This is a genomic window from Bacillus litorisediminis, from assembly GCF_022808645.1.
Lineage (GTDB): Bacteria > Bacillota > Bacilli > Bacillales > JC228 > Bacillus_BF > Bacillus_BF litorisediminis.
Map to the genome: position 1 here is coordinate 127367 of NZ_JAKZKT010000005.1, position 26791 is coordinate 154157.

Sequence of the window (26791 nt, forward strand, 5' to 3'; positions counted from 1 at the left end):
AAATCGTCAAACTTTTTTTGAACTTTTTTTGTCTATTTTCCATTTTAATTGACATTTTCAGCAGACGTGTATTGAAACAAAAAACCAGTCATGTGGCTGCTGCAGATTTTTACGCATGTACGGAAACAATACCAATACGTCCGAAACCGGATCCCTCTCTAAGAACCTGCACATTCATACAAAAAAGCCCTCATCATTAAGATGAAGGCACTGCGGTTTTACCTTGATCAGCTGTATAGGTTTCGGCATCCGGTACAAATTTTAGAATAATGGCACCTATAATGAACAATATCGCAAGTGAAAAGACACCTGCTGAAGAACTTCCCGTCATTTGCGCGGTTGCGGCAACCAAAATCGGCCCGAGGATCGAAGCAAATTTTCCGAAAATATTGTAGAAACCGAAAAACTCATTGGATTTTTCTTTTGGAACGAGCTGCGCAAAATAGGAACGGCTTAATGCCTGAATTCCGCCTTGAGAGGTAGCCACCAGCATCGCTAAAATCCAAAAGTCAAGAACTGTATCTAAAAAGAATGCATAAATACAGACAAACGTATAAACGACGATTCCTGCGTACAGCATTTTCTTGGCCGTAAACTTTTTAGCCAGCCTCCCAAAAAGGATGGAAAAGGGGGCTGCTACTACTTGCGTTACGAACAAGGCGAGCAAGAGCGCGGTTGCTCCAAGCCCTAAATCCGTTCCATACGCAGTCGACATCGATATAATCGTTCCCACGCCATCAATATAGAAAAAATACGCCATTAAAAAGATAAAAACTGCACGATACTGAGTAATATTTTTAAAGGTTTGGCCAAGACGCTTAAAGCTGTTCGCGATGATTTTCGGTTCCCGCTCAATCGCATGCATCTGGTGTACATTTTTTATCAATGGAATCGAAAAAACAATCCACCAAATGGCAGTAATCAAAAAGGCAATCCGGCTTGCGGTTAAACTTGACAGCGGCAGAATTTCCATTTGGGATAGAACAATGACAGCAATACTCAAGATAAACGGAATCGTACTTCCGATATAACCTAAGCCATAGCCTCGTGCCGAAACATCATCCATTCTCTCTTTTGGTGAAACATCGACTAAGAAGGCATCATAAAAGACGTTTGCCCCCCGAAAACCTATCGACGTAATCGTATAAACTACTAATAATAAGAGCCAGTTGTCTGCCGGAACCAAAAGTAATCCAACAGTTGAAGCGGTCCCCATGATGAAAAAGAATAAGAAAAACTTTTTCTTCATTCCTCTGTAATCAGCAATCGTACCGAGAATAGGACCAATCATTGCTAAAATAAAGGTCGCTATCGAAATGGTATAGCCTAAATAGGCGGTTGAATTCACTGAGCTTACCCCCGCATTATCCGCAACTGCTTTATAGTACAGCGGGAACACTGCGGTAGTAATAATGATTGAATAGGCTGAATTAGCCCAGTCGTACCACATCCAGCTTCTCTCTTGTTTACTAATCTTTTTCAAATATACTCCCCCTTAATACCCCGGTACTTTTAGTCTACATGGTAAAAGAGTAAGAATATAGTAAAAATTATATTTTTTACAATCTTTATCATTTATTAATAAAAGGCTTTAGTCGACCAGCTCACAAAAATGAAATCTGCCCCTATCCACTTTTTCCCCTAAGGTGAATGAAATCTTTTCTCTAAAGATAGGACCTGTAAAAGTAAATGTATGAAACTCACCATTCTCTCCACAAGGATCGACCGATTTAGGTAATTCCTTAATAAAGGTATGATCAATGAAACGCCCTAAATAATCATCGGTCAATTTGTCCGTATCGATACAAGTTGTAACTGTCTGAAACCCCAGAGCAATAAATTCTTTAACCAGCTCATGAGTTGGTATGTCCCATAGAGGGAAAATAGCCTTCATATCAAATGGCTTCAGAAGATTCTCGCGATAAGACCGGACATCCATGAGGAAAATATCACCAAATAAGACGGTATCAATCCCTTCGGCCTTTATTTGCTTGAATTGTTCATTCATTTTTTCCTGGTATACGGCATTGGAGCTATTTTGCGGGATATACACTTTTCTTAGAGGGAACCCGAGGCTTTTCGCTTGTTGATCCAATAACGTTTCGCGAACACCATGGATGCTGATTCTGTTATACCCTTCTGTAACAGTCGTTAACAATGAATCTACGATATATCGATTCTCACTTAAAACTTTATAGAGCGCCATGGTGCTGTCCTTTCCACCGCTCCAGGAAACAACGATCCTTTCCTTCATGGGTTTTCCTCTCCTTTTTTGTGCAGTCTGTATTTGTTCTATATATCGCGTTTTCCCAAGTATGTCTTTAAATCCTTCCTAATAGCTATTCATATTTCCTCATAGTTTTTCCTGCCTGAAAATGATACTATAGCAGTAAAATCCTTGCCCTTTATAATCGTTTGTTCTAAGAATTTATAAACGAATCACAAATAAAATGAAGGCTACCTTCCTATCTAAATGTAAGGTAGCCTATTTAATAATTCAGTTGAAAAAGTTATTTTTTCTATCTTTAAAGGTATCGATAAAAGACTGGGGAGAGTTCTGCACCGTAAAGGAATATAGGCCCCCGGTTGTATGCAGATAAAGGAGACCCCCTTTTTCGCCATAGGGTTTAAATGTGATATCTAGTACATCTTTCATTAAAAATTCATGATATTTAGAAACAATTTTATCCGGATACATATAAAGGTGACGTTCTTCCTCTAATCTGATTTGCTCCGTCCCGTCTACTTTCCTATGAACCTTAATATACGGCTGAACTGCGATCCATTCCATCAAAGCCCCCCATTAGTTTTCCATTTACAAATTCTCAAAGAATAACCGAATGACATCAGCACCGCCTATAAATGTTCCAATGGAGCTTCCCAAATTACTCAAAACAACAACAAGCAAGATTCTTGTTACCTTATTGCGCCAAAATCCTTTCACACTAAAAACGTCTTCTGAAAGACTTTCAAAATCTTTAACAGTCGGACGGCTGAAAAATGCCTGTACAAATCCGGCAAACCAGCCTGAAGCCGTTATCGGGTCTAATGCAGTAATTGGCGCAGCAACAAAGGCTGTAAGGATAGTGAGAGGATGTCCGAATGCAATCGCCGCTCCTAAAGCCGAAAGAGAACCATGCCAAATAATCCAGCTCATCGTTTGATGGAGGGCTGCATCAGGGTTCGAGAAAAAGGTGTAGGCTATAATTCCAATAATAAAAAGCGGAATCACCCAGGCTATGATTTTAGGAGCTTTTGAATTAGGAGGAAGCTTGGTTAACTGTTTTAAATCGTGCTCTTTTTTAATTTCTTCTGTTATACCAGGGACATGTGCGGCTCCTAAGACTGCTACAACCTTTTTCCCTGGAGCTTCTTTAATTTTCTGAGACAAATATTGATCACGCTCATCAATTAAAGGGACTTTTAAACGCGGAAAGCTAACTGTAAATTCGTGAAGCATCGCATCCAACATATCCTGTGATTTTAGCTTTTCTAATTCCTCTTCTGTTACAGTCTCATTATTAAAAATGCTCATTAAAATTTGAGAGAGAAGCTTCATTTTCCCCCAAAATCCAACATTATGCCAAATTCGAGCAAAAGTGATTTGTATATTTCGGTCAGCTAAGACAAGGTCAGCGCCAACCTCTTTGGCAGATTCTATTCCTTGAATCATTTCTTGTCCTGCTTGAATCCCAAACTGTTTCGCCATTCGTTTTTGAAAGGAGGAAATCGCTAAATTCATTAACAATAGAGATGCTTTTCCTTCCTTTATCACCTTAAAGATATCCATTTCCTTCCATTTGTTGCCTTCTGTAATCGACTTATATCTCTGTTCATCTAGTTCGATACAGACTGAATCTGGTTGTTCAGCCTCAATAACCTCTTTAACCTGTTCTGCGCTTTGCCTTGATACATGTGCCGTTCCAATTAAAATGATTTCTTTTCCATTGACTTCAAGTCTTGTAATGTTTTCTTCTGACATAAAGTACCTTCCTTTTAAGGGGCATTTTAACTTCTTGTTCATCTAGTATTTTCAATATAGCCTTATTATACATGAGGAATGAAAAAGGTGGGAGAGGAACGATGATATGTTCCTCTCCCACCTTTATTACAAATCTTGTTTAGTTTTTATGCTTCTGCCATTTCTTCCGTGATGTCTGGACGTCTGTAGACTTCTTGGTCAAGGTCGCCTGTGACTCTGCTCGTTAACACGCCAGACGTCATCGCTCCGCTTACATTAAGTGCAGTACGCCCCATATCAATCAGAGGTTCAACAGAAATTAATAAACCAACAATAGCAACTGGAAGGTTCATAACGGATAATACCATTAAAGCAGCAAATGTAGCTCCGCCGCCAACTCCAGCTACTCCGAATGAACTAATCATAACCACTACTATTAAAGAAATGATAAATGATGGACTAGTAGGGTCAATTCCTACAGTTGGCGCAACCATCACTGCTAACATCGCCGGGTAAATACCCGCACATCCATTCTGTCCAATAGAAAGACCAAATGAACCGGCAAAGTTAGCAATCCCTTCAGACACACCGAAATCTCTTGTTTGTGTTTTAAGTGTTAATGGTAAGGTTCCGGCACTTGAACGGGAGCTAAAAGCAAATGTTAAAGTTGGCAATCCTTTTTTCACATAATGAATAGGACTTAATTTCGCCAATGTTAACAATAGTAAATGAACAAGGAACATCAAAATCAATGCGACATAAGAAGCTATAACAAAGGTTCCCAGTTTTACAATCGCATCATAGTTACTTGTCGCAGCTACTCTTGTGATAATGGCTAAAATTCCATATGGAGTTAAGCGCAAAATCAGGGTTACGACTCTCATTACAATGGCATATAGGGTATCAATGATTTTTGCAAACATTTCTCCGCGTTCAGGATCCTTCCGTCTTACACCGAGGTAAGCAAACCCGATAAACGCAGCAAAAATAACGACCGCTATTGTTGAAGTTGGCCGTGCCCCCGTTAAATCACTAAATGGATTACTTGGAATCAGCTCAAGAATTTGCCCCGGAATTGTCATCGTTTCAACAGTTGTGACTCTTTCCTGTAATTCGGCATTACGGGCAGCTTCTGCTTCTCCTTCTGTTAGTTCAATTCCATCCAAACCAAAGCCTAATGCAGAACCAATCCCGATGGCTGCAGAAATAGCCGTTGTTCCTAGCAACAAGGCTATTACAAGAAAACTGATTTTTCCGATGTTTTGCGTCAATTTTAGTTTCGTAAATGCCCCTACAATTGAAATAAAGACAAGCGGCATTACAATCATTTGCAGCAGCCTAACATAACCGTTTCCGACAATGTTAAACCAATCAATCGTTCTGACCGTAACTTCGGATGTCATTCCATAAATAAGATGAATTAAAAATCCAAATATAAGACCTAAACCAAGTCCGGTGAATACACGTTTTGAAAACGATACATGCTTTTTTTGCATCATGAATAAACCAGCCATTAACAAAAGTAAGACTGCTATATTCACAGCAATAAGAAAATTAGTCATGGTATCCCCTCCTATATATTGTTTTATTCATACAGAGAGATATTATTCTAACTAATCCAATCCGTCAAGTAAGATTAACTGAGATAAGAAAAATGTGGCTTTCTACTTATTATGTCTTAAATAGGTAAACAATTACTCATTAAATAAATGGGATTTGCAATGAATAAAAAGAAAGCTGTTGAAATGAATCAACAGCTTGTTTCCCTGCCTTTGCAGGCATTGCGATATGAAAATGTTATATGTGATTTTACATCCACCTTAACCCTTTTGGATAATGATTTTTTAAAATTCCATTTGAGAGTTTCCCCCATCCGATCGAGTACCCATCAACTTGGACTAAATACCAGCCTTTGCTTCCTTTTGCCGGGATGGATTCCCCCCGCAAATAAGCAGCAAGATCAGGGGAGTCTGCAGTTAAATTCCACGTGTGTTGGACTTCTTCCCCTTTTAATGACAAGGCCAAGGCATGTGATGGCTCAAATCGGTTTTTTTTGATTGTCCCTAAATGCCAGCCTGGCCGCAGTACTTTTAGATTTTGCAGCGATATCATTTCGTCGGGGACTATGTATAATTGATCTCCGAATAACAAGTATTGCCCCCTCGGCTTAATTTGTAATGTATCTTTTACAAATTGATTGTACTCTTTTAACGATCTTTCATCCTTTAAGGTTTCGGCCAGTTTTAGTTTGGGTGGATTCTCTCCTGCTTTTTTTCGTAAAACCGCGATATAATGCCCTTCACCCTGGATTTTATGGGGCCAGAGGCGGACCGTCTTGTCAATATCTGATCCGCCGTCTTTCGCCCAGTCTTTCCTCCCGCGTGAAAATCCTTCATAAACCTTGATTTCTTCAATTTCGAAAGAAGGGACTTCTTTGATAAATTGACTAATCACTGCTTCATTTTCTTCTGGAGCAAAGGTACAGGTTGAATAAACAAGTCTTCCTCCATACTTAAGCATCGATGCTGCGCATAATAAGATATCCAATTGGCGAATCGAGCACGCTGCGACATTTTCCATACTCCATTCTGAGCATGCATCCGGGTCCTTCCGAAACATCCCTTCTCCCGAACACGGGGCATCGACCATAATCCGGTCAAAAAAGGAAGGAAACCTTTTCGCTAGCCTATCAGGGGATTCATTTGTAACCACCGCATTTTTTATTCCCATACGTTCAATATTTTGCGAGAGAATTTTAGCCCGCGCAGGATGAATTTCATTCGTTACTAAAAGTCCAGCTTGTTTCATTTTGCTCGCCAAATGGGTGGATTTACCGCCGGGGGCCGCACATAAGTCCAACACTTTTTCCCCTGGCTCGGGTTCAACGATTTCACCGACAGCCATCGCGCTCGGTTCTTGGATATAATATAATCCCGCCTCATGGTAGGGATGTTTTCCAGGACGTTCCTCATGCTGATAAAAAAAACCCTCTGGAACCCATGGAATTCGTTCTAATGTAAAAGGACTTAAAGTTAGAAATTCTTCAACTGTAATTTTTAACGTATTGACTCTTAATCCTTGCTTTCTGTCCGCTTCATAGCTTTTAAGAAAATCTTCATATTCATCCTGCAATAATTCTTTCATTTTATTCAAAAAATCTTGCGGAAGATTAATCAATTCCCTTCACCTCTAATGAACCTTAGCTTATTAATTGTCGTTATTCTATCATAAATCAACACTTCAGCTAAATAGCAAGGGTCAGCCCCCTATAAACGGGGACTGACCCTCTAGAGAGAGTTTTATTGCTTTACTTTTGAAACAAGCTTAAAAACTCACCATATCCTTCTTCTTCAAGCTTGTCTTTCGGTATAAAACGAAGAGCGGCAGAGTTTATACAATACCGGGCACGGTCTGGACCAGGGCCATCATCGAAGACATGCCCCAGATGTGAATCTGATTCTTTCGCACGGACCTCAATTCGTCTCATTCCGTAGGAGGTATCCAGCCTTTCCTCGATTTCAGTACGGCGCAATGGTTTTGTAAAGCTTGGCCAGCCGCAGCCAGCATCATATTTGTCTGTTGAACTAAAGAGCGGCTCACCTGAAATAATATCCACATAAATTCCATCTTCCGTATAATCCCAGTATTCATTTTGAAATGGCGGCTCTGTCGCATTATTTTGGGTAACCTCATATTGGAGCGGTGTCAGTTCTTTGCGCAATTCCACATCACTTTTGCGTTTTTTCCAGTTCTCACGAATAAACCGAGCCCGCCCAGACCCTTCCTTATACAGATTATAGTGAAATGGATTCTTTTTATAATAATGCTGATGATATTCTTCAGCTTTGTAAAACGGACCTGCCGGTAAAATTTCAGTTACAATCGGCTTCTTAAAGCGACCGCTTTCGGCAAGCTTTTGCTTAGACTCCTCTGCAAGCTGCTTTTGTTCCTCATCATGATAAAAAATCGCCGTTCTATAAGACAATCCGCGATCATTGAACTGACCTCCCGGATCTGTTGGATCGATTTGCTGCCAATACAGTTCTAATAGCTTCTGATAGGGAAAGACATTCGGATCATACGTAATTTGAACGGCCTCATAGTGTCCTGTTGTGTCAGAACACACTTCCTCATAGGTAGGGTTTTCTTTATGTCCGCCTGTATAACCCGAAATCACCTCTTTTATTCCAGGCTGTTCATCAAATGGAGATACCATGCACCAGAAACAGCCCCCTGCAAAGGTAGCCAGTTTGTACTGTTCAGACATTAGAACCACTCCTTTTTATTGTCTTTTTTTGATAGCCTTCTCATTGATATGCATTATAAAAAAAGACATGTTTTTAATATTGTAACCCATATTGCCGAAAAAGAGAGGATTTAAAGATTGTCTGGACCAATTAGTAAAAACTATACTCGCAATACGATTTCTTTTACACTATGATAGAAAAGAAATACTTCGTTATATTGGAGTGAATATCATTTTGGAATCAAAAAAAGTATTGCCGATTCTATTCGCTATCATGTTTCTTGTGATGGTCGGATTTGGAATTATTATACCAGTTATGCCTTTCTATGCCGAAGAAATGGGGGCATCTCCCACACAGCTTGGACTCTTAATGGCAGTTTATTCATTCATGCAGCTGCTTTTCGCACCAATGTGGGGGCGTATTTCTGATCGGATAGGGCGTAAGCCTGTTATTATGATTGGCATTATTGGATTATCCCTCTCTTTTTTCCTGATGGCCCTATCTACAGAGCTATGGATGCTATTTGCCGCAAGAATCATCGGAGGTTTTCTGTCATCTGCAAACATGCCGACTGTTATGGCTTATGTTGCTGATATAACATCTGAAGAGGACCGAGGAAAAGGAATGGGGATTATCGGTGCTTCTGTAGGAATGGGGTTTATATTTGGTCCCGCTATCGGAGGTATCTTTTCCCAGGAAAGCTTTCATATGCCTTTTTATTTGGCAGGAATTTCTTCTTTATTCACGTTTCTCCTTGTTCTTTTTGTTTTAAAAGAATCCTTACATAAAGAAGATAAAGAACGCTACTCTAAAAAAAGAGTCCCTATACTTAAATCGCTAAATGGCCCATTATCGATATTATTTTTCCTGCAGCTCTTTATCTCGCTATCCTTATCCGGCCTTGAAGCAACTTTCGCTTATTTCGCTGCTCAAAAGGCTGGGTTAGATTCAATCGATTTAGGCTATATTTTTATGATTATGGGGCTTTCCGGAGCCATTGTTCAAGGAGGGCTAGTAGGAAGATTAACAAAGAATTTTGGAGAAGGTTTTGTAATTCAAATGGGGATTGCGGTGTCAGCGATAGGCTTCTTTCTGATTTTATTTGTAGAAAACTTTATTACAGCTGCGATTTTCTTAACGATATTTGGTATTGGCAATGGTGTCATTCGCCCAAGTGTTTCGGCTCTATTGACAAAACGGTCGAAATTGGGACACGGCAGTACAACCGGACTTTTATCTTCATTCGATTCATTCGGCCGAATTATAGGGCCACCTTTAGGCGGCTGGCTCTTTTCGATTACCATTGGTTTGCCTTATATATCCGGCATTATTTTATCGGTCATTGCCTTTCTTTTATATCGAATTTACACGCTACAAGAAAAAAACTTTTCCGCTGGTGTTTAGAAAATGTGTGTCTCATTGAATTTGATTTTGAGACACACATTTAGTTTTGGCTCTCTTACTCAATAACGTTCATTTTCCGTCATTGAACACACGAGCGGATATTTGAATTAATTATTCAGAGAATTTGTTGAAGGACACTATGTCGCCAATCGGCAATCTTGTTGTCGGATGCCCGGGTTTCGCCGCCTTGCCAATGGCAATCAGTATAATCGGAATGTAACGTTCGGGAATACCGAAAGATTCGACGAATTTTGCTTTATTATAGCCGCCCATTGGAACGGTGTCATAGCCTTTTGCCCGGGCGATCAACATCAGCTGCATGGAAACCAATCCTGCATCAGTGGAAACAATTTGGCGGGCCACTTCAGCCGGCAAGCTTGAGTACGTGCTAGTTGTTCTTTCGACAAACGATTTTGCAACCTCCTCAGACATAAAACCCGCTTCAACCGCTTGCCCATAAATCTTCCCTGCCATTCTGTAGCTCTCCGTGTCTCCAAGAACGGCAATGATGGCCGATGCCTCAGCCACCTGCTGTTGATTATTAGCGATCGGAAGCAGCTTCTCCTTCAGTTCAGGCGAGTCGATGACGAGAAACCTCCAGGGCTGAAGGTTCGAAGACGACGGAGCAAGTGTGGCTTGCTGCAGCATATCTGTTAATTCTTCCCTAGATATGCGAAATGAAGGGTCATAACTGCGGACAGAACGACGTTCCCGAATAACGTCAAAGAAGCTTTTCTGCACCAGCTGTTGAACTGCTTGTGAATTAGACATGTTCAATTCCTCCCAGATTCCGAATTCATACTGTGTGAAATTTTGCACAGTTGATGTAATAGAATAATAATCACTGCTGTAAAAACCGTTTATACTGTGCATGTTATTGCACAGTATAAATTAAAAAATGGCGGCGGAAACTGTTACCAATATTGCACAGTATAATGCCGACGTTATCATACTGTCAACTAATTAACTTCATAATCTTACAATGCCTTCTCATGAAGCCTTTCCGCCAAATCTGCGATTGTATACTGTCTTAGAACCTCACGCATGCTTTCTTCCATTTCATTTGTAATATCCGAAAAAACCGCCTTCATCTCAACACCAAACTGATGCGTGCCTGTCGTTTCCTTAATGCTGAAGCAAAGCGGACTGCCAACTTGAAAAGCATTGTAAACATCTGCAAGCGTAATCAGCTGCGGTGCTTTCTTTAGCCGATAGCCGCCGTCACGTCCTTCGCGAGTTTCAAGAAATCCTTCACGAGCTAGAACAGCTAGAACACGCCGCATTAAAGTCGCTTCCGATTGCAAATAACCCGCAATCTCGCCACTAGGACAAGTCTGGATATTTTCCTTAGCCAAAATGATCAGCGCCTGTACCGCTAGTCCAAACCACTTTGGATGAAAGTTGCCTGTGCATTTTTCCATCGTGTCCAATGTCTCCTCCCCCTTCACACCCCCACTAAGCTACTACAAATTATATATATTTGTGATGAACAATGTAAATAAAATGGGTCTAGATAGACAATTTTCATATATCTACAGTATCTCCAATACCGGCACTTTTTGCTTTTTCATAAGCAGCTGCCGCTACAGCCAGATCAAAATAAGCAATTCCGACCGATTTGAAGAAGGTTATTTCCTCATCACTTTCTCTTCCCTTTATTTTTCCTGCGGCAAGTTCACCAATTTCCCCATGAATTTTTGAGAAATCCCAAATTCCCTTATTTGCTGGGATGATGAAGTCACCAGCTTCGTCCTTTACTCCTTCTAGCGTATCTACGACGATTTTTGAACATCTGAACAATGTTTCTTCATCAATCTCCTGCATATGGGGAAGATAGGAGCCAACACCATTAATATGGGTTCCTTTTTTAAGAGCTTTCCCTGAAAAAACAGGGGTCTCCGAACGAGTACTGCATATAACAATTTCAGCTCTGGTTATCGCTTGATCCGCATCATCCATGACAATTATTGAACCGGTGTATGCCGGGTCTAGCTCTTTTATCTTTTGAGCAAAATTCGAAGCCCTTTCTTTCGTACGATTGAAAAGTAATATTGTCTTTATATTCCGCACCTCAAGAACAGCCTGAAGCTGTTCTTCTGCCATCGCACCGCAACCAATCACCGCAACCGATGAAGCAGATTCTTTGGCGAGGTACTTGGTTGCGATCCCACTTACGGCTCCTGTACGCAGCCTGGTTAAGTACGAAGCATTTAAACAAGCAAGATGTTCGCCTGTCTTAGTATCACTTAACACTATTATTCCCTGTGTCGTTTTCCTCCCTATGGATGGATTATTTGGAAAAATCGTAACCACTTTTACTGCCATTTTGCCTGCAGTTTCCATGGCACTTGGCATATATAAGGAGGAGGCGTTTTGGTCAGGAAAATCCAGAACAGTCCGATGGGGGTTTAATATTTTGCCTTCTGTATAATCCAGTATAGCTGATTCAATATCATGAATGGCATCTTTCATCGTATAAATCGAACGGATTTGTTGTTCTGATAAAAGTAGCATGTTGCGTTTCCTCTCTCTTAGAAATAAGGAACCGCACTAGGCGATTCCTCCTTAGTTTATGTTTATGCAGCATCTTCCGCATCTAAATCCTGATTGTTGCGGTCACGCACTGCCGATACAGCAATCAGCGAGATGACTGATGCTAAAATAATGTACAAAGCAACTGGTACATATGAATTGTTAAATTGTTTAAGCAGAGCTGTTGCCACAAGCGGCGCAGTCCCTCCTGCTACAGCAGCACCGATTTGGTAACCTAGGGAAATCCCAGTGTAGCGTACATTTGTTTTAAAGATCTCAGAAAACATGGTCCCAAGTACAGCTGTAATCGGTGCCCAAATGACCCCTAATCCTAATACAGTAGCCAGGATGAGAAAGAAACCTGTACCTTGGTTAAGCATCCAGAAATAAGGGAATGCATATAGAATCATCAGAATCGTTCCGCCTACATAGAGCTTCTTACGGCCAATCTTATCTGACAGGTTCCCCATAATCGGGATTAAAAGGGTTGTAACTACTGTCGCAATCGTAACCGCATTTAACGTAATGGTTTTTGAGAAACCAAGCTGGACAGTTGCGTAGGATACAATAAAGGTTCCAAAAATATAAAATGGTGCCGTCTCTACTACTTTTGCTCCAACAGCAATAAGTACTTCCTTCCAGTGTTTCCGCATTGTTTCCAAGAAAGGAACTTTTGCAATTTCTCCTTTCTCTTGGGACTTTTTGAAGGATGGTGTTTCATCAATGCCCTTCCGAATCCACAAACCGAAAATGACAAGCAGGGCACTTAAAATAAACGGAACCCTCCAGCCCCACGTCATAAAGGCCTCTTCAGCCAAGAGCGTCATAATGGATAATGACAAGGTTCCTAAAAGCATACCGATCGTCACACCCATTTGCGGAATACTGCCGAATAAACCGCGTTTGTTTTTAGGTGCATACTCGACAGCTAATAGAAGCGCGCCTCCCCATTCTCCTCCAAGTCCAATCCCTTGTAAAAGCCGTAAAACAAGCAAAAGAATCGATGCCGCTAAACCGATAGATTCATATGTCGGGAGGACACCCATAAGTACTGTAGCCCCACCCATGAAGGAAAGAGTAAGCACAAGCGTTTTCTTTCTTCCAATCCGATCCCCAATATGACTAAAAATAATTCCACCTAGCGGACGAATAAAAAAAGATAATGCAAATGTAGCATATGCAAGCATCGTACTGATTGCCGAATCATCACTTGGAAAGAATGCCTGATTAAGCACTAGAGATGCCACTGTCCCGTAAAGAAAATAATCAAACCACTCAATCGAACTTCCTACTAAACTAGCGATTAAAACCTTCTTTTCTACTTTGTTCTCCATTTTTCCACCTCCTATTTTTATCTATAATAACTAGTACGCATCTACTATTACAATAGTAAAATACTAACTTTTCTGACTATTCCGGTTACCGTGGGTTTTTACCTATCATCATCCCGGAAAAAGCTTTAACAGCACACCATTTTTCAACAGGTAAAAAGCTGTCCCGAAGCGGAACAGCTTTCCTTATGCATTACTCTTCGAATGTATGATTAGCAAGTGTGACAGCGATTGAATCTTCAATGGATCTAACCGAAGAAGCCAGATAGTTGTTTATCATAATAGAGAATATTAGTTTCTTCCCATCGGCAGAAGTTACATAACCAGAAAGTGTAGAAACGCCTGTTAAAGAGCCCGTTTTTGCTTTTACGTTCCCTTTTGCCGGTTCTGAAGTCATACGTGTACGTAATGTTCCACCGACCAATCGATCAGATTCGCCAGCAACTGGCAGTGAAAATTCGAACGCTGGGTACCAGCTCTCATCCTGGACCGCATATAGCAGTTGTGTGATTTCATTTGCCGGTATCATATTTTTATGAGACATTCCAGATCCATCACGAAGTAAAATCGTATCTCCATTCACTCCAAAATCAGTAACGACCTCTTCTATAACCTGAAGTCCCTTATCCCAGCTGCCTTCCCCATAAACGACTTTCCCCATTTCCTTTGTCAAGGTTTCACCATGTCCATTGTTGCTTAGTTTCATAAATGGAATGAGCAGTTCCTCTAAAGTCATTGATTTTTTAGATGTAAGAAGTGTTGCATTCTCCGGTGTAACACCAATTTTTACATCTGTATTTCCAACCAGCTTAATTCCCTGTTCTTCGAGGGATTTTTTAAATACATCCATCGCATAGCCTGTCGGTTCCCAGACGGCAACCCATGATCTGGATCTTGATCCGTCTAAAGGCATAGCTCCTTCTATTACAATGTTATTGGTTCCATGTTCTCTCTCAATCGAGATGCTTTTTGAGCCGCCAGCGGCAGTCATTTCCGTGTTATTAATAATGGTAACGTAATCTGTTTCAGGGGTCACCTTAACTTGAGCTTTACCTCCGGCCTCGTCTGAAGGCGTAACCTCTACAATAACTGTTCCTGCATCATAGTCTTCGTTTGGTGATAGGGTTAGAGCAGAAACCTGTGCCCCAGTATAGAACTGTTCATCCGACCAGTTTAAATCCTGAGATAAACGGACATCGTCATACCAGCTATCATCACCTATTAAGTCCCCATTGATTTGTTGAATCCCTAATGCCCTTAAATCCTTGGCAAACTGGTCTAAGTCCTTCTCAAGTAAGGTTGGATCTCCCTTTCCTTTTATGTACAGATTTCCTTGAAGAACGTTTCCTGTGATGCTGCCGTCAGTTAAAACTTCTGTTGTAAATTGATAATCTTCTCCAAGAGTCTCCAATGCAGCAATCGTTGTAAGCAGCTTCATATTGGAAGCAGGGTGTAATCGCATGTCGCCATAATAAGAGTATAAAACTTCTCCTGTATCTGCATTTCTGATACTTACTCCCGTTGATGTTCCCAGGAGTCGTTCATCACTTAATATGGCATCGATTTTTGCTTGCAAATCAGGAGATTGACTAATCACTACTTCATTTGTATTTTTGGATGCCTCTACAACTTGTGTTTGTTCCTGTGCTGTAAATGGTACAAACGTAACCATCGCGATAAGAAAAAATAAAAACAGTTTCCTGGCTATTTTATCGGTCGCCATTCACCAATCACACCCCTTGTCATTATAGATTGAATATACAATATTTACATAAAACTTTGAATATTCTGTTATAAATCCATTCTTTTTTCCTATTTAATAGATTGACAGGTAGGAAAAAGGTCATTGATCAAAGTATATGGATAGTTGGAAAAGGAAAAATAAGGTATGTCATCGAATTATAGCTAGAAGGACTTAAATAAAGGAGATGTACAGTATGTATGAATTAAAAACAAAAGAAAACGACCGCAGTGTCATTGAGTTTATTGAAACGGTTGAAAATCCGAAAAAACGTGAAGATGCTTATAGACTTTTAGATATTTTCACTGAAACTAGCGGATATCCGGCTAAAATGTGGGGAACTAATATTATTGGATTTGGCTCCTATCATTATAAATATGCCACGGGACACGAAGGAGATGCCCCGCTTGTAGGCTATTCGCCAAGAAAATCAAATTTCAGTTTGTATTTTGCGCCAGGTGACACGAAGCGTGAAGAATTGCTGCAAAAGTTCGGAAAGCATAAATCAGGAAAGGGATGTGTATATATCAATAAAATAGCGGATATTGATGTAGAGGTTTTAAAGGAGTTAATTGACCAATCTATTACGTTTTTAAAAGAAACATATCCCAACCAATAAAGAACCGATGGAAGAGCCGCTAAGAAGCGGCTCCAAATCATCCTATGTTCTATACAGTTTTCTTCTGTTTATTAAATCGTGCAGAGAATTCCTGTTATCCATTAAAAGAAGCATCGGCTCCCAGTTTGCTTTTAGCTGACACCTTTCCGATTATACTGGCTATAACTGCACCTATAATTGTGATGGTACCGCCGACCCATGACAGGAAGGACATTTCTTCATTTAGCAGGAGTAAGCCAAAGACAACTGTCCAAACTGGAAGCAGGTTTAAATAAGGGGCAGATTTTCCTGCTCCTACTATTTTTACACCTACATTCCATGCTAAAAAGGCCCCTACCGATGCAAACGTACTGACATATAGCAAACAAAGCCAAGCTGTTCCCGTCATATGAATCGATTCAACATCTACGGTACCGATACAGCTTATAGCACTGAATACTGTTCCAAAAAGTGCAGCTCCTGCAGTTAATGTAAGAGAATCTGCCTGTTTGCTATATCGTTTGCCAAGAACTGTATATAATCCCCATGCCAAACAAGCTAAAACCACTTGAATATTCCCTATGAGAGTGTTTGGAGAAGAACCCTCCTCTAACCTTCCCTGAAATAACAGGAAAACTCCTATTATCGAAATAACAGCGCCGACCCAAGCATTTACGCCAATCTTTTCTTTTAAAATTATGGGTGTAAAAAATAGAATAGCTATTGGAATCCCGGCAGAAATCATCCCTGCCTGAGAAGCACTGATATTGGTTAATGCCAGATACGTCAGAGTGGAGAACGCAAATATCCCTGTAAACCCAAGAATGATAAATTCCTTCCATAGATCAAAGACAGGAAGTTTCTTTTTATTCAGAAATAAAATTCCTATTAGGATAACGGTTGAAATCGCCCACCGCATTGTATTTAAAAACGTTGGCGGAAGGGCAGGACCTAAGTAACGCCCACAAATATAATTACCAGCCCAAAGGATAGTGGCGATGACAAGAAGTCCGATTCCTCTGTTCATAAAAGTTCCCCCTCACTGTTACACTCTATTATACATTAGTGCATTAAAGTGTTTAATAGAAGAACGGAGGAATTTTCACCAAAATATTATGAACGAGCAGTTGCAGGAAAGAATCTATTTTTTAATCGAGTAGAGATCACCTCTAAAATGATGGCAATAATTAATATGATGTAAGTAATCATGCCTACTTCTCTCATATCAAAATAGAAGCCTGAAGCCATGAAGAGTTCAAAGCCAATACCGCCTGCTCCTGCGGCAGCTCCCATTGCAACAGCTACTGAAAAATTGATTTCAAATCTTAGGAAGGTCCATGACAAAAGATAAGTAAAAGTAGATGGAATCACGGCGTGTGTTACAATGTGCCACCAATTCGCTCCTGTAGCACGCAGCGCCTCTAGAATTCCCTTATCAACTTCTTCAAAGCTTTCCGAAAATGCCTTTACTAAATAAGCAATTGAATGAAACAGCATACCAAGAACAGCTGCTTCACTTCCCAGTCCTGCTGCAATAGCAAAAATTAAAACCCAAAGTACAGTCGGAACAGCTCGAATAAATGCCATGATAATCCGAATAATTTTAGACACCCATTCATTTGATAGGTTTGAAGCTGAAAATAAAGCTAAAAAAATGGCAATGACTGCACCAATAATAGTTGACAAAAACCCTAGACCGAGAGTAACTCCCGTTTGATAAAAGGCTTCTCCCCAGCTAAAATGGTTCAATGCCGGCTCTAAAAACATAACTCTTACATTATCGGCAGTTTCAATGACCGCTCTACCTAATTCAAGACCCGTATAATTAAAGAAGAAAAAAGCGATGATGGTTAATAGCGTAAGTATAATAATAGTCCAGTTTATCACTTGATTTACACGGTTTCCGGACTTTATGTTAATTCGCCCATTTTTATTCCTCTTGATGTATATCGTTTCCATTATAGAATCACCTTTCGGATTGTGTTAGAAATCATTTCTATAATGATTACAGTAATAACAATTAAAATTGTTATTAATGCAACTGTATGATAATCTAGCATTTTATAATATAAATCAAACGAGTATCCAATCCCTGTTCCTGTTAATATCCCAACCAGTGTAGCACTTCTAATATTGGTTTCGATCATGAACAAGATCCAGCTAATCACTTGCGGTAAACATTGGGGAATCACAGCTTTTCCTACAATATGATAATAGGTGGCCCCTGTAGCCTTGAGGGCTTCCACTGAGTGATGACTCGCCTCGTCAATAGATTCGATAAATGCCCGAGTTAAAAACCCGACTGTTCCGACAAATAGCGCTAAATATCCGGTTATCGAATTTTGTCCGAAAGAGAGCAGTAGAATTAAAGCCCATGCCACAACGGGAATGTTTCTTGAGAATGATGCAATAAAGCGGGCAAGCATGCTGAAAAATCCATTGACTCTAGTAGTTTTAGATCCTAATAGACTTAAAAAAAGAGAAATAACCGCTGCAGTAGTGGTTGCAGCTATCGACATAAATATCGTTTCAGCCAATTTCTCAAGAATTTTCGGCAAGTTTTCAAGGGTTTCCCCTGTAATAAATAAGTTTGAAATCATCCAGACAATAGCATTTGGAATCGCTGCTAACCCATCTATGAGTCTAAATTCTGTTATCACCGCAGAAACATAAGTGATCAAAATGATCATAATGAAAAAGATAGTGGACTGCCATTTTCTTCTTTTAAATTGTGCTTCATTCATTTCCTATTGCCCCTCACGATGTAATTAACTCTCTCGTTTCCATTCCATAGATGTTTTCAATATGTGTAGACTTTAGTCTAATGGTAGGTCCGTCAAAAACGATTTCACCTTTATTTAACCCGATAATCCGATCTGAATAATTTTGCGCTACTTCTACTTGGTGTAAATTAACTAAGCATGTTATTCCTAGTTCTGAGGTAATAGATTTTAAATAATCCATAATAACTTTAGAAGAATTGGGATCTAGCGAGGCAATTGGTTCGTCACATAAGATTAACTTAGGGTCTTGAATAAGAGCACGACATATCCCTACACGCTGCTGCTGGCCGCCGCTTAGCTGATCACATCGTTTATAGGCATGTTCCGCAATCCCTAATTTTTTGAGCAGAAAAAAGGCACGCTCTTTTTCTTCCTCTGTAAATCTGCCGAATAATCCCTGAAACGTTGTTTTATAACCGAATCTCCCATGTAATACATTTTCTATGACTGTAAGACGCGGTACTAAATTATAATGTTGAAAAACCATACCAATGTTTGTGCGTAAACTTCGTAATCCTTTTTTGTTTAACCTTGTTACATTATGGCCATCAAACAAAATTTCTCCTTCATCGATATCAACCAGACGATTAATACAGCGTAACAGGGTTGATTTTCCCGCACCTGATGGACCAATAATGGATACAAATTCACCCGCTTTAACTTGAAACTCGATATCCTTTAAAACTTTTGCAGCTGAGTTATAGGATTTACTAAGTCCTTTCACTTGTAATAATGACATATAAATGAACTCCTTTTTTACAGATTTAAAAATATAGAGTATGCATGGTCCAATGCATACTCTATTACTCCGGCCATTATCCTATCTTTCTTAAGAAATGTTTAATTGGAAAGTTCACGAATTGGGTCAAACCAAGCATCTTCAACCGGAACAAATCGTTCTTTGTCACTTTTAAAGAATAATGCAGTTTTTCCAGAATCTTCAGGAACAAAAATACCCTCATTATTGGCTACATCGTCTGAAGCCAATAACTCTTGAATTTTGTCAAAGTCCTCTTGACCTAATACATCCATATTCGCAACAAAAGGAGCATTCAATACAGGAGTTACACTAATTAAAATAAATTCACTGCCTGCAACTGTATTAAATGGTTCTGCTGCGTCATCCTTAACCCGATAGATCGCACCTGGTCTATTTTCTTCCCCTTCAACAAGCTCCACATAGTTTTCAACACAAGTGTCACAAAATGCTGCAATATCTGCACTGCCATTCAATAAATTAACAGCTGATCCTTGGTGTGAATTTCCAAAAAGAACTTGTGAAAATAAAGGTCCGCCCTCCATTAAATCTTCTTCCGTTAAATCCGCATACTCTTCTTTTTCTGTAAAGTGAGCTAAAATACCAGAGGAAGGTACTTTAAAACCAGAAGTTGAACTATTGGATACAAATGAGAACTTTTTATCAGCAATTGTATCAAGTGAAAATTCGCCATCTACTTTGTAATTTTCTTGATCCTCTACTTTAACCGCCAGCCAGCTATAGTAAACGGCGTCATCTAATGTTCCAGATGGCCCAGAAGGTACTACGATTGGTTCAATTGATTCATTTTGATTTTTAGCTTCAATATAACCCTGTGCTCCCATGAAAGCGACATCTGCGTTATTATTTACAATCGTTTCAATCGCAATCGCATAATCAGTCGTTAAATGGTGTTCTACTTCTTTACCGGTAGCTTCTGATAAAAGTTTTCCAATTTCATCACGTGAAGACTTCAAATCTTCACCTGATTCATTAGGGTACCAAACCACATTAATCACATCATCGACTTCTCCAGCACTACTTTCTGAACAAGCAATTAAGATTACTGAAAACACTGCTAGCATTGCAAGTAGGATCAGATTTTTCTTCATTCCTATTCTCCTTTTTTCTTAATAGAAAACTATGATTATCGTTTTTAAGTAACGATATTTAAGCGTGAATCAGATTCTAGCTGAACACGTCCTTTACAAAGTTACTTACGGCAGTTTCATTAAAGCATATTTCTTGAAAAAATGGATTGAATTTACATACTCTTTAAAATAAATCGACAATTTTCACGTTAACTACACAAAATATTTAGAGGACTTACAATATCTCCAACTTGGATAGGTACTCCATAATGTCCGTGATAATCTGTACCGCCTGTCATCACGAGCTGATATTTATTTGCTAATGCTTCAACCTTTTGATAATCTTCATCTGAATGATCGATATGATTCCGCTCAATCCCGCCCAATCCAATTTCCACTAGCTCAGGAATTACATCATAAGAGTCTAATTGACCTGGATGCGCAACTACAGCAAGTCCGCCATCGAGTACAATAGCACGAACCGCATCAAAAACATCGATGTATTCAATGTCCCCAGAGGCTACACCGTCGTCTTTGAATAACTTCTTATAGAGCTGTTTATAGGCAGAAGATGAATAGGCTTCGTTCGTCAGGTGTTTCATAATATGCTGCTTGTAAATGGTTCCACTTGGATTAGCAGATTTTATAATCTCATCTTCATTTAGCCAATACCCTGCTGCCTTAATTTGAGTGATTTGCCATAAAGAATGTGCCTGACGCCTTTCGGCCACAATCTGACAAATTGATTGAATATGTACGGCATCCGGATTATAGTTATAGCCTAGAATATGAACCTTTCTATTTCTTTTAAAGTCATAGGCTGAAATTTCGATTCCTGGAATCACTTTAATGCCGTATTGTTTTCCAAGCTCAAGAACCTCCGCTAAACCTTTAGTCGTATCGTGATCAACAAAGCTAATATGTGTTACACCATTGTTTTTTGCTGCTTTTAGAACCTCTTCAACCGTGTCAGACCCATCAGAATAGCAGCTATGGACATGTAAATCTGCTTTCACTTTAGACCTCCTATTTTCTCAACGATCTGTTTCGTTCTCATATCCAGCACTTTGTCGCATAGTCCTTCCATAAATTCAAGATCATGAAAAATACCGACTAATGTAGTGCCGCTATCCTTTAATTTTTCAATAATTTGTCTTACCTTTATTTTAGATTGGTGATCTAAACTGGCTGTAGGTTCATCAAGTAATAACAGCCTTGGCTTTTTCACAGTAGCCATTGCTATATTAAGACGCAATTTTTCCCCTCCCGAAAAAGTAAGCGGATAAGTGTCCCATAGCTGATAATCGAGTTCAAAATGAGATAGGATCTGCTCCGCCTCTTGTTTAGCTTTTTCTTTTGATTCACCAATTTCAAGTAAAGATTTTTCCACAAGCTGTCTAGAGGTCATTCTTGGCATCACATTCAGAAATTGAGATACATAGCCAATTTCATATTTACGCAAATACAGCATTTGTCTATCTGTGGCTTCTGCGATATTAATCGTTCCATAGCGCTCAGACTGATAAAAAATACTGCCTTGATCTGGCAAATAAGTACGGTAAATGCTCTTTAAAATCGTTGATTTCCCGCTGCCGCTTTTACCTACAATTCCAATAAATTCTCCTTTTTCTACTGTAAAATCAATGTTTTCAATTGGCTTAATCGATTTATTTAAATGATAAATAGTAAATTCCTTGCCGAACCCTTTTACGTCTAAAATCGTACTCATATGACTTTCACCTCGAACGGGTTTGTCCGATATTGGGTTGTTGTTGTGATCGCGCCATTCACAATCGTTGCTGTCAGCATCGGATACCCGCTTTCCATTTTTTCTATAATCAGAAGATCTGCCTTCTTTCCTGGTGAGATTGAACCTAATTCTTCATCGATTTTTACCGCTTTGGCAGGGTTAAGGGTCGTCATCATAAACATTTTGTGTAAATCATTTCCATACTTCTCATGTAAGGTGAAGATGGCATGCAATAATGCCGATGGATAGTAATCACTGCATAGAATGTCTGCACAGTTATGTCTGATTGCTTCGATCGCAGATAAATTTCCAGAATGAGACCCTCCAAGCAGTACATTCGGTGCTCCTACAATCGTATACAATCCCATCTCTTTTGCTTTCTTGGCAACTTCTAAGGTAATGGGGAATTCGCTTATGCTTGCCCCAAATGACTGCACTAATTCTAATTTTTTTACATCATCATCATCATGCGAAGCTACGGCAATCCCTTTTGAAATCGCTAGATGAGCAACCTCTTGCATCTTTTCAATTGTCATTAACTGACTATTTTGGCGTTCTTCAATAATCGCATTGATCTCGTTATCCGAAAGATCTCGATAGCCCAATAATGTTTCACGATATACTTCTAAATTCCGATATTGCCCCTGTCCAGGAGTGTGGTCCATAAAAGAAAGCAAATGAACTTTTCCTGATTCAATATTGTTTATAAGTCTTCCTACCTCATCAATATTGTCTATTTCAAACCGTGCGTGTAATTTGTGGCGAATAAGATGTGACCCGTTTTGAGTGGCTGCTATTGCATCTACTAACTTTTGCACATTTTTTGGATAGCGCATTGGTTTGTGAGTAAATACATCTTCCCGGTAAAAAGAAAGAGAGTGATACATAGTTGTAATTCCATTTGTAATGAGGATTTTTTCAGCTTCTCGTAAACTGATTTCCACATCCATTAAACTAGTTGGTCTAGGTGATACGATTGTCTCGATAAAGTCAGAATGAATATCGATAAAGCCTGGCGATATATACCCTCCGTTTGCATTTATTAATTCTGCATGGGGATACTTGTGAACATCCCGGGCAGGTATAATCGATTGAATATATTCACCATCGACCACGACAGCATGGTCCTTTAGGATTTCCTCTTCCGTTATAATCAGTCCGTTATAGATAACTAGCAATTTGTCCACTCCCCTTATAGCAATGAATAGACGAGCTGCTGTGTGTAAGCATGCTGCGGGTCCTCTAAAATTTGATCAGTCAAACCTTCCTCAATAATGGAACCGTTCAACATTACGATCGTTCGGTCTGCAAGCATTCGAATCACTGCTAAGTCATGCGATACGATAATCATGCTGATGCCCAATTCCCGTTGAATTTTTTTAATTAAATCCAATACATCTGCTTGGACGGATAAATCCAAACCGGTTGTTACTTCATCTAAGAACAAAATCGGCGGGTTATTGGATAATGCTTTGGCAATTTGAACACGCTGCTGCATTCCTCCCGAAAAATTTCGGGGCTCTTCCTTCATCCGAAAAAGAGGGATGTGTACGGTCTCTAAGAGAGACCTGCTTATTTCCTCCATTTCAGAAACATGGCGATTTCCGGCTGCAATTAATTTCTCTGCAATATTTCCGACTGAGGAGAAATTCATCTTCAATCCGCGAATGGGATTTTGATAGACCATCCCATATTTATAATTTCGAATATAGCGTTTCTGCTGCGAAGACAGTTCAAATACATTTTGATCTTTAAATTCAGGGTCATTGAGATAAGCCTCACCCGATGTTACTTCTGTATCGAAATATAAACATTGCATCATGGTAGATTTGCCGCTGCCGCTTTCTCCGACGATCCCTAATATTTCCCCCGGAAATAAATCGAATGATACCTCCCGGCAGGCATAAACTGTCCCGCAATGCGGGCAATAGTTTTTTTCTAATATTTCTGTTCCTTGCTGCTCACAAAAGCTGCAGCCCGGACCATATTGTTTCTGTAAATTTCGGACGCGCAAAAGGGGTTCCTCATGCATAGATGCTTTCCTCCTCACCTTTCACTTTCCCATTTAACCGCTCCAAACAGTAGCTTGTATCATTACACTGATAAATCGTTTTATTTGTTTCTGAATCAATCAGTTCATCCATAAAAACGCCGGTGGCACCGCACAAATGACATTGCTTGCCTTCAAACGATTCTACTGTAAACGGATAATCTTCAAATGCAAGGGACCTCACATCTGTATATGGCGGGATCGCGTAGATTTTCTTCTCTCTCCCTGCCCCGAATAAAATTAATGCATCCGACTGATGCAATTTCGGATTATCAAACCGGGGAATCGGACTGGGTGCCATCACATAACGTCCGTTTACATATACCGGGTGATCCGCTCCGGTAGCTGTTCTGCCATATTTCATAATTTGTTCAAATAAGAGCAGCCACGCACCGCTATACTCCTCTTCTGAATGGAGAATTTTCGTTACATATTCCCTTGCTTCTATTCCACGAAGCGGTTCTGGTGTTGGAACCTGCAAAACGAGAATTTGATTTTCCGTAAGCGGTACTTCTGGAACCCGATGTCTGGACTGAATAATCGTTGCCTCTTCAGTACGTTCCGTTACCTCTACTCCAGTTGTGGCATTCACTAATTTCTTAATGCTGACCGCGTTGACAGATTCATCAGAGCCCTGATCAATCACTTTCAATACATCTTCTCTGCCGATAATAGAAAGGGTAATTTGCAAACCTCCCGTGCCCCAGCCGCGTGCAATCGGCATTTCTCTTGATGCAAACGGAACCTGGTAGCCAGGAATCGCAACCGCTTTTAGGATGGCACGGCGGATTTCCTTTTTAGAGCCTTCATCAAAAAAGGCAAAATGATACTTAGTCTTCATCTTGCTGGACTCCCTTCTTGACTCGACGAACACTGTCCAACTTAGATTGGAAGGTTACATAATGAGGCAGTTTTAAGTGCGAAATAAAACCTGTTGATTCCACTGAATCAATATGCAATAACACAAATTCTTCATCATGTGTCGGGAAACTCGATTCACTATGCTCTAAACATTGATCTAAGATACTCATAGCAATTGCCTTTGTCTCATTTTGTCCGAAGCATATGCCGTAGCCAATTTCAAATTCGAGCTCATCTTCGTTTTGTTCATTCTTAACATGAACCGGAACAAAGGATTCAACCTCTGTTACCTGAATATCCCCGATGTAATATTCATCTTCTTCACGATGATCGGCTTCATAGGGATGTGCTACATATATCGGCACATATCCGACACGAACTTCTCCAACGGTTGGATGGACTTGTCCATATCCCCGTAAAGAGGCATATCCCAGTGATGTAACAGCACCGGTTTGTCCCCGGGTCAGGGCTTGTAAGCGGGCACTTCTGGGTGCAGGAAATTGCAGGCTTTGTTTCGTAATATCAAAAGGTTCCGTTGCGTCAGGTTCGTATTCTTTTATCAGTCCTTCCTCACGCAGATATGTAACCACTTTAGGGAAGAAGGTCACTTCTTCTGATCTATGAACATCTTCTAATTCTTTTTTGTAATTTTGCAGCCATTCTTCGATATCTGCTATTCTTTCATCTGCTAAATCGAAATCGAGCAATCTGTGAGTGTAGTCATAGGTTGCGCCTAAAATCTGGCCGCCGGGGATATCTTTAAAACTTGCAGAAATCCGGCGCTCTACGAACATCCTCTCAGTTTCAACGGTTTGGCTATAATACAGCCTTGGCAAAGTTGAACGGTGAGCCCGCAACAAGAACACGGCTTCCTCCATACTTCCTTCGGCCTGCTTAATCGCAAGTGCTGCTAAGTGAGGTGAATACAAACTGCTCTCAGACATCACTTGATCAATAAGTGCTCTCATCGCAGACTGAATCGCATGGATTTCGATCATTTGCCTTCCTTTTAGCCGCTCATATTTTAATCGTTTAACTGAAGCATTAATGGCTTTCGTACCGCCCTTTACTGCAACGTAACCCATTATTTCACCTCCAGCATTTCTGTCTTTGTGGTTCTAGGCACACATACGATTTGTGAATCATCATCTGCAAAGATTAAATCAATTCCCAGCGGGAACTCCTTCGTTCTTTTTTCTCTTGCTTGCCACATTGACTTCGTAAAACATGTTTGAAGCTTGCACATCGTCTTAATGCCTGGTCCGGTTAACATCAGTTGACCATCATTCGTTAGCTGGGAGCTCTCGATTATCCAGGTTGATGATTGATCAGGGTTAATAAGATTGCCGTTTTTACAACACTCCATAGCTTCCAAAACGGCCGATTCGTCTGTGTCCTTTAATACAATGACATAGTCCGCTTCATTTATTGGCGCATATCGAGCTTGTGTATGTTCGGAAATTTTTCTAATTAATCCTTGATGATGTTCTGACAGCAGGTGAAAAGTGACTTCTGCATCAAGCAATGTCATAATCGTAAGCCATATAGCCTGATTACAAGGAATCCTGTAATCTGCCTTTTCCATAATGGTTTCAATGGAAGAAATCGTACCCGGCCGTGACATACTATGTAAAATCATGCGAAAGACCTTTTGCAAATCGTGGACTTGATCAATTGCCATGTTA

Annotated in this window: 26 protein-coding genes and 1 pseudogene; 2 read left to right on the forward strand and 25 right to left on the reverse strand. The window is 40.0% G+C overall.

Translation table 11 applies throughout. From position 1 onward, the window contains the following. Positions 1-196 precede the first annotated feature (196 nt). The 8 genes and pseudogenes from MLE14_RS04245 to msrA all read right to left on the reverse strand — a co-directional run. A complete protein-coding gene (locus MLE14_RS04245; protein WP_243297126.1) occupies positions 197-1450 on the reverse strand; it encodes an MFS transporter in 1254 nt (417 codons plus the stop codon). Positions 1451-1591: 141 nt separating this feature from the next. Continuing rightward, on the reverse strand, positions 1592-2254 hold the full coding sequence (locus MLE14_RS04250; RefSeq protein ID WP_243297084.1) for a Dph6-related ATP pyrophosphatase: 663 nt from the start codon (positions 2252-2254) through the stop codon (positions 1592-1594). A 243-nt stretch (positions 2255-2497) separates the two neighbouring features. After that, positions 2498-2791, reverse strand: coding sequence for a hypothetical protein (locus MLE14_RS04255; RefSeq protein WP_243297085.1), 294 nt, complete (start codon positions 2789-2791; stop codon positions 2498-2500). Positions 2792-2815: 24 nt separating this feature from the next. Then, a complete protein-coding gene (locus MLE14_RS04260) occupies positions 2816-3982 on the reverse strand; it encodes a TraB/GumN family protein (protein ID WP_243297086.1) in 1167 nt (388 codons plus the stop codon). 146 nt (positions 3983-4128) lie between these two features. Next, the gene (locus MLE14_RS04265) at positions 4129-5523 is read right to left on the reverse strand and encodes an L-cystine transporter (RefSeq protein ID WP_243297087.1); all 1395 of its coding nucleotides are present in this window, start codon (positions 5521-5523) and stop codon (positions 4129-4131) included. 247 nt (positions 5524-5770) lie between these two features. Then, the gene (locus tag MLE14_RS04270; RefSeq protein ID WP_243297127.1) at positions 5771-7135 is read right to left on the reverse strand and encodes an RsmF rRNA methyltransferase first C-terminal domain-containing protein; all 1365 of its coding nucleotides are present in this window, start codon (positions 7133-7135) and stop codon (positions 5771-5773) included. 133 nt (positions 7136-7268) lie between these two features. Further along, positions 7269-7688 (reverse strand): peptide-methionine (R)-S-oxide reductase MsrB, encoded by a 420-nt coding sequence (gene msrB / locus MLE14_RS22685; protein WP_390628195.1) that lies wholly within the window; start codon positions 7686-7688, stop codon positions 7269-7271. A gap of 18 nt (positions 7689-7706) precedes the next feature. Continuing rightward, a pseudogene (gene msrA / locus MLE14_RS22690) lies at positions 7707-8228 on the reverse strand (peptide-methionine (S)-S-oxide reductase MsrA); the annotation flags it as partial. 214 nt (positions 8229-8442) lie between these two features. On the opposite strand from msrA, the gene MLE14_RS04280 reads away from it, so the two are divergent. Further along, entirely contained in the window at positions 8443-9612 is a 1170-nt protein-coding gene (locus MLE14_RS04280; RefSeq protein WP_243297089.1) for an MFS transporter, read from the forward strand. A 111-nt stretch (positions 9613-9723) separates the two neighbouring features. Here MLE14_RS04280 and MLE14_RS04285 read toward each other — a convergent pair whose 3' ends face one another. The 5 genes from MLE14_RS04285 to dacB form a co-directional block, all read right to left on the reverse strand. Then, positions 9724-10383: a nitroreductase family protein gene (locus MLE14_RS04285; RefSeq protein WP_243297090.1), complete on the reverse strand. Its 660-nt coding sequence runs from the start codon at positions 10381-10383 to the stop codon at positions 9724-9726. A gap of 206 nt (positions 10384-10589) precedes the next feature. Then, the gene (locus MLE14_RS04290) at positions 10590-11033 is read right to left on the reverse strand and encodes an RrF2 family transcriptional regulator (protein ID WP_243297091.1); all 444 of its coding nucleotides are present in this window, start codon (positions 11031-11033) and stop codon (positions 10590-10592) included. A gap of 103 nt (positions 11034-11136) precedes the next feature. Next, positions 11137-12126, reverse strand: a complete 990-nt coding sequence (locus tag MLE14_RS04295) for an ornithine cyclodeaminase family protein (protein WP_243297092.1) — start codon at positions 12124-12126, stop codon at positions 11137-11139. Between the two features lie 62 nt (positions 12127-12188). Beyond that, positions 12189-13478 (reverse strand): MFS transporter, encoded by a 1290-nt coding sequence (locus MLE14_RS04300; protein ID WP_243297093.1) that lies wholly within the window; start codon positions 13476-13478, stop codon positions 12189-12191. Positions 13479-13668: 190 nt separating this feature from the next. After that, entirely contained in the window at positions 13669-15198 is a 1530-nt protein-coding gene (gene dacB, locus MLE14_RS04305; protein ID WP_243297094.1) for a D-alanyl-D-alanine carboxypeptidase/D-alanyl-D-alanine endopeptidase, read from the reverse strand. A gap of 214 nt (positions 15199-15412) precedes the next feature. Here dacB and MLE14_RS04310 point away from each other — a divergent pair, with 214 nt between their 5' ends. Beyond that, the gene (locus MLE14_RS04310; protein ID WP_243297095.1) at positions 15413-15835 is read left to right on the forward strand and encodes a DUF1801 domain-containing protein; all 423 of its coding nucleotides are present in this window, start codon (positions 15413-15415) and stop codon (positions 15833-15835) included. A gap of 94 nt (positions 15836-15929) precedes the next feature. On the opposite strand, the gene MLE14_RS04315 is transcribed toward MLE14_RS04310, so the two are convergent. The 12 genes from MLE14_RS04315 to phnH all read right to left on the reverse strand — a co-directional run bounded on the left by MLE14_RS04315 (position 15930) and on the right by phnH (position 26787). Next, positions 15930-16841, reverse strand: coding sequence for a DMT family transporter (locus tag MLE14_RS04315; protein WP_243297096.1), 912 nt, complete (start codon positions 16839-16841; stop codon positions 15930-15932). 86 nt (positions 16842-16927) lie between these two features. After that, on the reverse strand, positions 16928-17773 hold the full coding sequence (locus MLE14_RS04320) for an ABC transporter permease subunit (RefSeq protein WP_243297097.1): 846 nt from the start codon (positions 17771-17773) through the stop codon (positions 16928-16930). Next, positions 17773-18558: a phosphonate ABC transporter, permease protein PhnE gene (gene phnE / locus MLE14_RS04325; RefSeq protein ID WP_243297098.1), complete on the reverse strand. Its 786-nt coding sequence runs from the start codon at positions 18556-18558 to the stop codon at positions 17773-17775. Before phnE ends, MLE14_RS04320 begins: the two co-directional genes overlap by 1 nt. A gap of 13 nt (positions 18559-18571) precedes the next feature. Continuing rightward, positions 18572-19336, reverse strand: coding sequence for a phosphonate ABC transporter ATP-binding protein (gene phnC, locus MLE14_RS04330; protein ID WP_243297099.1), 765 nt, complete (start codon positions 19334-19336; stop codon positions 18572-18574). Positions 19337-19437: 101 nt separating this feature from the next. After that, entirely contained in the window at positions 19438-20466 is a 1029-nt protein-coding gene (locus tag MLE14_RS04335) for a PhnD/SsuA/transferrin family substrate-binding protein (RefSeq protein ID WP_243297100.1), read from the reverse strand. Positions 20467-20654: 188 nt separating this feature from the next. After that, positions 20655-21461, reverse strand: coding sequence for a PHP domain-containing protein (locus MLE14_RS04340; RefSeq protein WP_243297101.1), 807 nt, complete (start codon positions 21459-21461; stop codon positions 20655-20657). Further along, positions 21458-22174: a phosphonate C-P lyase system protein PhnL gene (locus tag MLE14_RS04345; RefSeq protein ID WP_243297102.1), complete on the reverse strand. Its 717-nt coding sequence runs from the start codon at positions 22172-22174 to the stop codon at positions 21458-21460. Before MLE14_RS04345 ends, MLE14_RS04340 begins: the two co-directional genes overlap by 4 nt. Continuing rightward, positions 22171-23373: a phosphonate metabolism protein PhnM gene (gene phnM / locus MLE14_RS04350; RefSeq protein WP_243297103.1), complete on the reverse strand. Its 1203-nt coding sequence runs from the start codon at positions 23371-23373 to the stop codon at positions 22171-22173. Before phnM ends, MLE14_RS04345 begins: the two co-directional genes overlap by 4 nt. A gap of 14 nt (positions 23374-23387) precedes the next feature. Further along, positions 23388-24227 carry an ATP-binding cassette domain-containing protein gene (locus tag MLE14_RS04355; RefSeq protein WP_243297104.1) on the reverse strand — a complete coding sequence of 280 codons (840 nt, stop codon included), beginning with the start codon at positions 24225-24227 and terminating at the stop codon, positions 23388-23390. Continuing rightward, a complete protein-coding gene (locus MLE14_RS04360; RefSeq protein ID WP_243297105.1) occupies positions 24220-25086 on the reverse strand; it encodes an alpha-D-ribose 1-methylphosphonate 5-phosphate C-P-lyase PhnJ in 867 nt (288 codons plus the stop codon). The genes MLE14_RS04355 and MLE14_RS04360 overlap by 8 nt, the downstream gene beginning before the upstream one ends. Next, positions 25076-26191 (reverse strand): carbon-phosphorus lyase complex subunit PhnI, encoded by a 1116-nt coding sequence (locus MLE14_RS04365; protein WP_243297106.1) that lies wholly within the window; start codon positions 26189-26191, stop codon positions 25076-25078. Before MLE14_RS04365 ends, MLE14_RS04360 begins: the two co-directional genes overlap by 11 nt. Further along, positions 26191-26787 carry a phosphonate C-P lyase system protein PhnH gene (phnH, locus tag MLE14_RS04370; protein WP_243297107.1) on the reverse strand — a complete coding sequence of 199 codons (597 nt, stop codon included), beginning with the start codon at positions 26785-26787 and terminating at the stop codon, positions 26191-26193. Before phnH ends, MLE14_RS04365 begins: the two co-directional genes overlap by 1 nt. Between the last annotated feature and the right edge of the window lie 4 nt (positions 26788-26791).